At 51.3% G+C, this 10,486-nt stretch carries 7 protein-coding genes and 2 pseudogenes; 2 read left to right on the forward strand and 7 right to left on the reverse strand.

What is annotated here, in order from left to right; translation table 11 throughout:
- Nucleotides 1-93: 93 nt before the first annotated feature.
- Both G533_RS22835 and G533_RS22840 read left to right on the forward strand, forming a co-directional pair.
- A pseudogene (locus G533_RS22835) lies at nt 94-1,233 on the forward strand (Tn3 family transposase); the annotation flags it as partial.
- Between the two features lie 88 nt (nt 1,234-1,321).
- A pseudogene (locus tag G533_RS22840) lies at nt 1,322-2,260 on the forward strand (carboxylesterase family protein); the annotation flags it as partial.
- Between the two features lie 709 nt (nt 2,261-2,969).
- Here G533_RS22840 and G533_RS25030 read toward each other — a convergent pair.
- The 7 genes from G533_RS25030 to G533_RS0118455 all read right to left on the reverse strand — a co-directional run bounded on the left by G533_RS25030 (nt 2,970) and on the right by G533_RS0118455 (nt 10,369).
- The gene (locus G533_RS25030) at nt 2,970-4,064 is read right to left on the reverse strand and encodes a response regulator transcription factor (protein WP_027951205.1); all 1,095 of its coding nucleotides are present in this window, start codon (nt 4,062-4,064) and stop codon (nt 2,970-2,972) included.
- A 326-nt stretch (nt 4,065-4,390) separates the two neighbouring features.
- Nucleotides 4,391-5,173 carry an SDR family NAD(P)-dependent oxidoreductase gene (locus G533_RS0118430; RefSeq protein WP_027951206.1) on the reverse strand — a complete coding sequence of 261 codons (783 nt, stop codon included), beginning with the start codon at nt 5,171-5,173 and terminating at the stop codon, nt 4,391-4,393.
- Nucleotides 5,170-5,961: an SDR family oxidoreductase gene (locus G533_RS0118435; RefSeq protein WP_027951207.1), complete on the reverse strand. Its 792-nt coding sequence runs from the start codon at nt 5,959-5,961 to the stop codon at nt 5,170-5,172. Before G533_RS0118435 ends, G533_RS0118430 begins: the two co-directional genes overlap by 4 nt.
- Nucleotides 5,962-6,041: 80 nt before the next feature.
- Nucleotides 6,042-6,518 carry a 2,4'-dihydroxyacetophenone dioxygenase family protein gene (locus tag G533_RS0118440; protein ID WP_027951208.1) on the reverse strand — a complete coding sequence of 159 codons (477 nt, stop codon included), beginning with the start codon at nt 6,516-6,518 and terminating at the stop codon, nt 6,042-6,044.
- Between the two features lie 287 nt (nt 6,519-6,805).
- Nucleotides 6,806-8,959: a TonB-dependent receptor gene (locus tag G533_RS0118445; RefSeq protein WP_158413439.1), complete on the reverse strand. Its 2,154-nt coding sequence runs from the start codon at nt 8,957-8,959 to the stop codon at nt 6,806-6,808.
- Between the two features lie 719 nt (nt 8,960-9,678).
- Nucleotides 9,679-9,891: a hypothetical protein gene (locus tag G533_RS0118450; RefSeq protein ID WP_027951210.1), complete on the reverse strand. Its 213-nt coding sequence runs from the start codon at nt 9,889-9,891 to the stop codon at nt 9,679-9,681.
- A gap of 70 nt (nt 9,892-9,961) precedes the next feature.
- Entirely contained in the window at nt 9,962-10,369 is a 408-nt protein-coding gene (locus G533_RS0118455) for a hypothetical protein (RefSeq protein ID WP_027951211.1), read from the reverse strand.
- Nucleotides 10,370-10,486: the final 117 nt, after the last annotated feature.

Raw genomic sequence — 10,486 nt, forward strand, 5'->3', positions numbered from 1 at the left:
GGTGAGCTCTGGGCTGGTCGGCGCCTTGACCCAGCGGAAACGCGCTGAGCCGTGGGATTGCTCGACATACACACCGTCGAGAAACAGCATGTGGATGCCACTAATCAGGGCATCTATAGCATCGCGCAAATATCTGACCGCACCTATGAACAACTCAGGACCATCCAAGCGAACTACTTTCGGTTGGAAACCCTGAATGCGTCAAATGACCGCATCAACAACGCCACCACGCGACTGAGTATCTTCAAGCACTACAACATTCAGGAAGATAGTCTTCACGCCAGTGCCGATGGTCAGAAGTTCGAAGCCAAACGCGAGACATTCCGCACACGGTACTCCTCAAAATACTTCGGGACCAGCAAAGGCGTCTCCGCGGTCAGTCTGAATGCCAATCATATGGCCATCAATGCCCGGGTGATCGGGGCCAATGAGCATGAATCCCATTACATCTTTGACCTGTTGATGAACAACAGTACTGAGATTGTCCCCGACATGCTCTCGACGGACACTCATGGAGTAAACCATGTCAACTTTGCCCTGCTCGACCTGTTCGGATATCGGTTCGCACCCCGATATGCCCAGGTTGGCAGGGTCATCAATGAACTATTCAACATCACCGAAGACAAGAGCCAGCAAGTGAATATATCGTTGCGCAAGCCGATCAACACGCAGCGTATCATGGCTCACTGGGACACCATCCAGCGGATTGCCGTCTCTTTGGCTCAGCGGAAGACAAGCCAGGCCAGGTTAGTGCGTAAACTATCCGGCTACAAGCACAATCATCCATTACTGGAGGCATTGAGCGAATATAACCGGCTGCTGAAAGCCCAGTATCTGCTGAACTACATTGACGACGCCAGCCTTAGAAATCACGTGCAGCGAGCGTTGAACCGGGGTGAAGCCTATCACCAGCTACGGCGGGCAATTAGCCACGTCAATGGTGACCGGTTCCGTGGCAATAGCGACGAGGAGATCCAGATCTGGAACGAAAGTGCCAGACTGGTGGCAAATGCCATCATCTACTTCAACTCAAAAGTGCTCAGTAATCTGCTGGACAGCTTTGAGGATCAAGGCAATGCAAGATCTCTGGAAGCAGTAAAGCGGGCCTCACCTGTAGCCTGGGAGAATATCAACCTCCGGGGTAGATATACGTTCGCACCGACAGGTGAATTACCAAAACTGGAGGAGCTAATGGCATCGATTGACGGGTATCGGCCGAAAAATGAAAAGTGATGGAGCGCTACAAGCCACGGCTGGCGCGGCCTCCAGCGACTTTTGCAATATTTGGAGGCAAAATCCCTAGGACCCCAAGGTCCTCCTCTTCGGCCAGTCGGGCGGAGGAGCTAAAACCAACACCATGCTTGCAGCGCCTTCAGCGAAGGGTTTGTTTCATAGCGCGATTGTGCAGAGTGGTTCATTCCTACGATTGGAGACACCTGAATCGGCCACGCGCGCAACTGAGATGCTTCTGCGTGAGTTAGAGATACCCAAGGCACGGGCCAGAGAACTACAAAATCTACCGTTCCAGAGGATCATTGCAGCTTACGCTACAATTTTTCCGAAGTTTAGTGGTATGGGTGGCTTCGGGCCAGTAGGGGGAAGTGAATTCTTACCACAGCATCCTTTCGACCCAGTCGCGGCGGCGGTATCCCGCGATGTCCCGCTAATCGTTGGAACTACGCTTGATGACGCAGCGATCTTCGGGGACTTCAATTTGAAACTGGCAGAGCCGGAGTTGAGAAACTTTGTGACGGCGCAGTACGGAGACAAGGCAGACCGAGTCATCGCTGCCTATCGTCGCGCATATCCTGAGGTAAGTCCTTTCCTCCTTCGAACAAGGATTACCACGGACAGCTTTCTTCGAAGCGGCGCCTATACTCAAGTAGAACGCAAGGTGGCGCAGGGAGGATCTCCCACTTGGATGTACCGATTTGATATGCCCTCCCCGGCCTACGGTGGAAAATTTGGTGCAGTTCATACCACAGATGTTCCGCTTACATTCCACAATACACTGAACCAGTTCACTGCAGGCGCGCCACCAGAAATGGAGAGGTTAGCCGACGAAATGGCGTCAGTATGGCTGGCATTCGCAAGAACGGGCAATCCGAATAACAGCCTGATCCCGCGGTGGGATCCGTATGATATTGAGAAGCGACAGACCATGATTTTTGGTAGAGAGACACGTGCGGTCTCTGATCCAGACGGAGAACTCAGAAAGCTCCATCAGGAACTAGGGCCACCCAATATCCCGGTTTGGTGAATACTGAATCGTATCGGTTTTTTTCGGAGACTCTATTCTCTGAGAGGATGTAGCTATGAGTACTACAAATCGAGACTATCCTGAAGTCGGGGAAAGAGCATTTTGCTTGTTTTAAAGAAACGGTTAATGAATACCAAGCTCAATGGCTCGCCACTCAGTCACTTTCCGCGAAGACTGGATGCACTGCACCCAGTGAGTACCGCATACCTGGGTTCCTGCAGTCCGAGATTGACCAAGACACTCGTGGCTGTACCAGCGTCTCTGATTGCGGACGACTCTTGTCACTGATCTTTGGAATCGGCTGGAGGTTGCTGACGTCACTGGCGTGAACTTCGTTCCGGTGGTACTTGCCTGTCGCATTGTCGGTTGGTGTTTGGCCAGATCGGTGCCTACGGATCTGGCATTTGATGCATTGGAGTAGGCTGTATCAGCTCGTGGTGGGACGGGGTGTCATTCACAACAGCGATCGCGGAATTCAGTATCTGTCGATACATTGCTTCAAGGACTGTCAGAGGGTGGCATGGAATCAACAGTCGGCAGCAAGGGTGGCTCCTATGACGATGCCTTTGATGAAACTATCAACGGCCATTAGAAAACTGAGGCTATCCAAAGATGATAGCCATTAGCATACTATCGCCAACTGAAAGAGCCGGCTATGGTTGCTTGATTCAAACTAATGACTCTGCAGAAATTTCAGAGCGATCCAATATCAGTTGTGATAAATCCTGTGGATAAGTTGCGTCCGGCTATTCACGCCTAGCTTGTAGAAGATTGCTCTAAGATGATTTTCTACTGTGCGTATACTGATACCAAGTGTAGATGAGACCTGTGCGTTGCTTTGACCGCTTGCCACCTGCTCAACGACTTCCCGTTCGCGTCGCGTCAGTGCAAAATCATTTTTAAGCGCGAAGGGAGGAAGCGAAGATTCACCGTAACTACCCTGGAACGGGGTCACGAGAACAAAATACAATTCACTACCCACAGTTAAGGAGCTTAATTCCGCATAGCAATTGCCGAAGAGTTCAATGGCGGTGCGTACTTCACTATCTTGGGTTAAGCGATACTCCAATTCACGCGCAGCTGCCCGTAAGTGAGTGAATTCATCCGAGTCTGGTGTCAATGTACGGAAAACTTCTCGGAAACGGTGACTAGCGCGTTTCAGCTGCAGCTTTCGGTCAAGTACTGCAAACTCAACGTTTAAATCGCTCTTATCCAGCAATTGTAACAATGCGGCCTGTTCATCGACCACATTTTTCAAGGAGAGGTTTTGCAGCACCATCTGTAATGGGCCCGAAATAGATGCCAAGGCTGCGTTATGCTGCTCAGTAAATCGTGGACTCTGTTCGGAACGATGCACGCCGACACAGTGCATCTTGAGGCCGTCTAAGTCGATGGGCACGACTAAACCCAACACATCACCCAGATTATTGGGGTGTAGAAAGCTGCGGAAGAAATCGGTTTCGCGCAGTTCGGAGGGCTTTACCTGCCTGCTGAGCTGTATCTCAACTGGGCTACTGTACTGCTTCCAGCGCTCGGGACGTCCGATAATTGGATTCAACACCGGATCTTCATCGAAAAAATCCGATTTATACTGTTCGAGTATTTTCGGGCATCCACCAGTATAACTGCTATGTTGAATGACAGGACGATGGTAGTCGTCACTCTGAATTTGCAGGTAAACCGCGCTATCTGCATTCAATAGACGCACCAGGGGATCCAATATGCTGTCAGTGACATTGGAGAGGGTCTCACAGCTAACAATTGAGCGAATTGTTGTGACAGTGGTGGCGGTATCTACAGTCATGCGGGGCACTTCTTGCTGCTTTTATGTGATTCTATCAGCATGCAACTACAAGTAAAGAATAAATTATGCTAGTTGCGAACGCAATTCCCCAATGCATGTTTACACACAGCTTACAGACCCAATCTTTTTTCATTTAAGAGAACAATTGGGTGAAACTCCCTGACTTCACAACAGTTCGACGTGAGGCTTTGACTTCATCAATACTACCGTTTATAAGACCTAGCATTGTGTGATAATTTGTGGCGCTTGGAAATTGCCAACAACCCGCACATTGAAGGTCCCCCATGCATGAGAACCATGCACCGATTTCCTTATACGGCTATTATCTAATGTGTGAGCGTATAACCACCATCACATGCAATTGATTGACCCGTTACATAGCGTGCTTCCGATGAGGCGAGGAATAGAACTAAATTGGCAATATCAACAGGATCTTGGAACTGTCGCATGGGGATTTCCTTAACGAACTCCTGGGCTACTATATCCGCTGTGGTATTGAGGGCTTCCGCTTGCCTGGTAAAGAGTCCCTCCAACATCGGTGTGCGCACCTGTCCGGGGTGAACTGAATTGGCACGAATTCCAAAACCGTTCTCCGCACAATGTAGAGCAATGGATTTGGTCAGATGTTCTACAGCTGCCTTGGAAGCGCCATAAGCGGTGAGAAAGGGCGTGGGCACAAGGCTTGCCACTGAACTGAAATTAACAATTGAACCTCCACCTGAGCGTGCGATAATGGGGGTCATATATTTGCAAGCCAAGAAAGTCCCAGCCGTGTTCACCTCGAACACCTTGTTCCAATCTTCAAGGTCGGCATTTACTGGATCTTTTTCCAGATCGACGCGGCCCTCCGTCCCCGCATTGTTAACCAAAATTTGGAGGCCATCAGCGGCAATCTGGTCAGCCAGCGCACACCAATCGGCTTCACAAGAAACATCCTGTCGAACAAAGGTGGCGCCAATCTCCTTTGCGACTGCAAGCCCGCCATCCCCGTTATAATCTGTGATAATGACCTCTGCTCCCTCTTGCACCAGCCGCTCGGCACAAGCTCGGCCGAGCCCTTGCCCAGCTCCGGTCACCAGAGCTCGTAGCCCCCGTACGCGGCCGCTCATGCCGGATGTCCCGATGGAATGCCAGCCAGCTGCGCACCATCGACTATTATAGATGATCCTGAAATCATGGAAGCCTCTTCCGAAGCAGCAAACAGGACCGCATTCGCAATATCTTCCGGCTTGGCAACACGGCCAACGGGTACCTGCTTTGTCATCCCTGCAACCAACGTAGCGCGATCAATGCCGGCTGCTGCCGCCACTGGATCTAGCATCTCGCTGTCCACAAAGGTGGGATGTATTGAAATACAGCGAATTGGATACCGCTGCACCGCGCAATGCAGGGCGACGGACTTGGTCAGGCTGACGACACCCGCCTTGGTCATATTGTAGGCGGCCAAATCCGCAGTTCCTGCTAATCCGCCCACTGAGCTCATATTGATGATCGCTCCATTGCCATTGCTTTCCGTGATAGCGCGTACACCGTGTTTACAGCCAAGCATCGTGCCCGTGAGATTTACAGCGATCATTGCGTCCCAATCCTCGAGGCGAATATCTTCGATCGATCCGGAGCGCCCTATTCCCGCAACATTACAGACGAGATCAAGCTTTCCGCGCCACTTTATAACCTGATCGGTAAGCATCTTCCAGTCGACCTCTGATGAGACATCTGCGCAACAGGCCTTTGCATGTTTTCCTAACTGCCTCTCTAATCGCTCTGCACCCTCTGCATTGATATCGACGATCAGCACCTTTGCGCCTTCGGCTATGAGTGCTCGGGAGACGGCCAGGCCAATACCTGACGCGCCTCCTGTAACAATCGCAACCTTGTCATTAAATCGCTTTTTCATCTAGATTTTCTCGGTGAGACAACTTATATCGGTATTCATGGTATCGAAGATGCTATAGGTATTAAGTATACGCCTTTGAACTATTCGACCTCAGTAAATGTGTTGTGCAGGTGGATGTGATCGGCTGCCCCATTTGCGCGCGCAGTCTCCATCATCCATTGCCAGTCGATTAATCCCGCTATAGCGCCGTCATCTTCATAGCCTACGATTGGGCCGTGTGCTATCGCAAGCATGGTGAGCCCGTCGGGTGTTTCGGGAATGTGTAGCGCGCCTGCACACTCGAACACATAGTCACCCGCAGAACCGGCGTCGTCCGGATAATGAAAAGCTCCTTCCAAGATGAACCCTTCCGCAGCACCTACGTGCTTGTGTATAGGTGCAGATACACCCGGATCGACCTTTAGCAGAAAAGTAAATCGTCCAGAGACTTCGTCAATATTGAGGAGTTTGAAGTACGTTCCCGGCATTCCCCAAGGTGTCCAGGGAAGCGTATCTGGATCAAAAAACGCAGAACGGTCCTGCTTCAGAGTACGAAGTATTGGGTGTGATTTTGACATTTCGATCTCCTGTATTTGACGATCAAGCCAGCGCTTTCACGGTGCGAGCATAGCTTCGCGCCAGCCGCTGGCATTTCATCCACTCGCCGTCACGTATTGTTGATTATCGCAGCTATCATATATTGTTCGCGCGTACGGCACTCGTCTATTGCCTTTACTGTGTACACGCTTTCTATTGTGGAAGAAAATCTGCATACCGATGCGTTCACCTCACCTGCGCAGCTGGAGCGCCCCGCTTCGTCTGCCGGAAACGGCACCCCACTTAACTCCCTTGTCTTCTCTTCAGATCAAAGAAAGTTCATCGTCACTTTAAAGCCCACAGTCTGCGGTCTTGCTGGCTGAGAGAAGTCGCCGAATCCAAAACCAAGAACAGAGAGGGAATATTCCTGGTCGAACAGGTTATCCACCCAAAGCATGGCGCGATAGCGTTCGGAATCAGAGCTCCACTGGATGCTGGCGTTGACCACGGTATAGGCATCTTGTTTGAGGCGCTCGCTGAAGTCGTAGTAAACGTCGTCAGTGTAATACACGAGCGTGGTGAAGTCGTAGTACCCGTGTGACGTGTCGAGAGTATAGGTGGCGCCCAATGAGGCTGTGACATCAGGAGCGTACGAAAGCTGGTTGCCGGATGCATCGAATGTGAAAGCTGCGTTACCAGAGCCAGGGACACCCATAGGCAGACCCGGTCCGAGAACTATTCCGGCGGGTGGCACGTTGGGCACGTAGCCAATGGCGTCAGTAAAGTCCTTGTATTCCGACTGCATCAACCCCAACCCGCCGAATAAGCGTGTACTCTCACCCAGTAGAGCTTCGAAATCGATGTCCAGGCCATAGATTTCCGCGTCTCCCGCGTTCACAGTGATCGGTACAGTTCCGCTTGCCTGCTGGGATTGAAGGTCAGTGTAGTCGTAATAGAAGAGCGACGAGTTGAGTCTCAGCGAGTGGTCGAAGAGCGTTGACTTCAAGCCTATCTCATAAGCTGTGAGCTCTTCTGGATCGACCGGATCATTACCCAGTTCGTTAAACCCGAACTGACCGCTCTTGAAGCCCGTGTTGTAGGACACGTAGGTCATGAGGTCGTCATTAATCGCATAGTCATAGGCCAGGCGAAAGGTCGATTTATTGTCAGTAACATCATCCACTACGTCAAATCCGTAGAGCAGGTTGCGACCAGAGAAGTCCCGCTCATCCCGGGTGTAGCGAGCACCGACCGTGAGCGCTCCGCGCTCGCTAACTTGCATTGTTCCCTGGGCAAATACAGCGTGGGACTCGGTATCCTGTTTGGCCACGATATTGTCGACTACAACGGTCTGAAAAGCCAAAGTCTCGAACCGGTCGTACTGGGCTGTGTTATTGTAATAGTAGGCCCCGACAATCCAGTCTAAGTTACCTGTGTCACCCTGTAGTTGTAGCTCCTGGCTGAAGGTCTCGTCCGCTTGTTCGACGGGTAAGGCGATGACCCCTACGGCACTGGAGTCTGCAATCGCAATAAAATCGGTGTCCACCTCGGAGTAGCCGGTAATGCTGACTAAGCTATAGTCGCCGAAATCGTGATTGATATGCAACGAAGCACCACCCGTTTTAACGGTGGCCTTGGGATTGCCCAGCAGTGGGACATGAGTATAAGAAGTATAAAAATTATCCCCTCTTGTCTCACCCGCCCAGAGAATCGCTCCATCAGGCCCCGGTGTTCTCCTCCCACCCAGATCCGTCTCGATCTCACTGTATCCCAGTGCCAGTTTGTACACGGTGTCGTCTGATTCGAGCACCCACTTTGTGCGCGCCGCCTCGGAGTTGTAAAACATGACATCGTCTCCGGTCACACCGCTTTCGCCGTAACCCTCGCCTTGGTCCTGATGGTACAAGGCCAAATCAGCACCCAAGTTCTCCCCTATAGGTGTCGCACCATAAAAGCTGGCCTCCGTGGTCTCCCACTCGTCATACCCGAGGGAAAGTGATGCGGTTGGTTCGTCTCCCGGGTCTTTGGTAATCACCTGTATCACACCACCGGTGGCGTTGCGGCCAAACAGGGTTCCCTGCGGACCCTTTAGTACTTCGATCCGCTCGATGTTATTGAGCGAGAACGTTGAACTAGAGGTAGATGGGAAGTAGACACCGTCGACGTACACGGCAACCGAGGGCTCCACGCCTGCTATGGTATTCTGTGTGCCAACACCGCGCATGAAAAATGTCATCGAGGCGTTTTGTTGACCCGAACCCATGTTGGGCACCAGCCTTTCCAGGCCTCTGGAGCTCTGAATGGCGACCTTTTCCATAGTGTCATATTCCGCCGTGACTATTGCGATGGGAACGTCCTGCATGCTCTCAGTCTTGCGCTGTGCCGTTACTAGGACCTCATCTAAGGTGTTCGCATAGGACAGCGACGGGGTGGTTAGCACTGCGGCACCAACAGCTGTCGGTAGCAAAAGTTTCTTATACATGATCATTCTTTCTCCGCCGATTTTTTGCGCTTGGATATCAAGTTGGCTATTTTCCGATCTAGCGCCTTATCACGTCTATGACGTAAATTACTCATTCTGAGCAGTACTTGACGACCTGTCTGCCAGGCCATCTATTTTTTGGAAGTTGATGAAGTTTGCTGTGCTGGATTATTGGCGAAAGGTACTGCGACCATGCCTTCTGGTAGCGACCATTTCCTGTCAACACGATGACTGTCTTTTGGTTCATCATGATCGGGGTAGGGCGTGTAAAATGCATGAAAATAACGATATAAAAATCCCGTAATATCAACAACATAGGGCCAGTTAAGCCTGGATCTCTTTATGGTTTGGAGTAGTAACCAGCAGGACTGGGGTGGCCGCCAACTTTTCTCGCTTAACGTCATTCTACGACAATCTCTCTTTCTTATCGAGTTCAAAAATCCCGTAGGGATTGATGTGGGCGGCGATAGGAGGGGTGAGCGCACCTGAATTCTAAAGTTCTATACGATTGAAGCTATCCCTGGCGAATTCGCATTTCAGGCTGCCGCTGGAAAATCAAGAAGGTTACGGCAGTGCTTATCCCACCTACAATCTTTGATGTCGATGATCTTGTTATCCATCGTATTGGCCGGCGTGGCTCCGTTCCGAGTTGAATGGCATCGATGCTCATTGAAATAGCATTGGTAAGCGTAAAGCCTGTTCTCCAGGTCAGCTGCCGTTCAAAAGAATGTGTGATCCAATAGCTTACGGCGAATGCTACCGATCAGTCTTTCAATAAAAGGATGCGACAGCGGCAGTGGTGGCAGTGACTTGATCTCCTCAATTTCAAGCACCCACAGGTTGGCTTTCCAGCGGTGGTAGAGAAACAATGGATCATTGTCTGAGCTAATACGATTTGGCCAGCCATGTTTCGCTGTCGCCTGGTTGAACAAGGACTTCTTCGCCCAGACCGCCGATTATGCGGAGTAGCGCATATTCGGCGGAATGAGCCAAAATGGCCTACTAGGTATTTTCGCTCTGGTCGTCGCGAGAACTATCCTTTCTTACCCGCGACACCCAGGCCCGGCCCTCGCTGTAGCCTGCCCACCACCAGCTAGCCCAGCTCAGCAGTCGGTTCGCCAGCCACAATGACCACAACAGCATGGCTATTCGATAGACGATCAGGCCTACACTGATCATAGTCACCTGGGGGAAAGCACCCTCGGCGGCCCGGTCCTGAAAATAGTTGTAATGGTGTGACCAGCTATTGTTGCCCGTCACCATCATATTGGGGTTCGAGAGCAAGCCCTGCGGGATGGCGAAGATGAGGCTGGCGACAGCCGCCACAGTCAGCAATGCCAGCCCGAACTGGATAAAATTGAAAGCTGTGTTGGAGTAGGCCCCGTGGTCCAGTTTTTGGCGGTAGGCCATGGCGAAGAAGAAAGCGGCGACGACGTATAGGAAGAATAAACGCCCTTTTCACCCAAGTCCAACAGCTTTGGACCGCAGTTGACTCTTTCGACACCCCTGCGATGCAACCCAATCCGG

This window comes from Haliea salexigens DSM 19537 (assembly GCF_000423125.1).
Taxonomy (GTDB): Bacteria; Pseudomonadota; Gammaproteobacteria; order Pseudomonadales; family Halieaceae; genus Haliea; species Haliea salexigens.

Bases quoted from the DNA above. Each gene is read 5' to 3' on its own strand.
- G533_RS0118435 (WP_027951207.1), bottom strand. From the start codon at position 5,961: ATGAAAAAGCGATTTAATGACAAGGTTGCGATTGTTACAGGAGGCGCG.
- G533_RS0118445 (WP_158413439.1), bottom strand. From the start codon at position 8,959: ATGTATAAGAAACTTTTGCTACCGACAGCTGTTGGTGCCGCAGTGCTA.
- G533_RS0118430 (WP_027951206.1), bottom strand. From the start codon at position 5,173: ATGAGCGGCCGCGTACGGGGGCTACGAGCTCTGGTGACCGGAGCTGGG.
- G533_RS0118440 (WP_027951208.1), bottom strand. From the start codon at position 6,518: ATGTCAAAATCACACCCAATACTTCGTACTCTGAAGCAGGACCGTTCT.
- G533_RS25030 (WP_027951205.1), bottom strand. From the start codon at position 4,064: ATGACTGTAGATACCGCCACCACTGTCACAACAATTCGCTCAATTGTT.
- G533_RS0118455 (WP_027951211.1), bottom strand. From the start codon at position 10,369: ATGGCCTACCGCCAAAAACTGGACCACGGGGCCTACTCCAACACAGCT.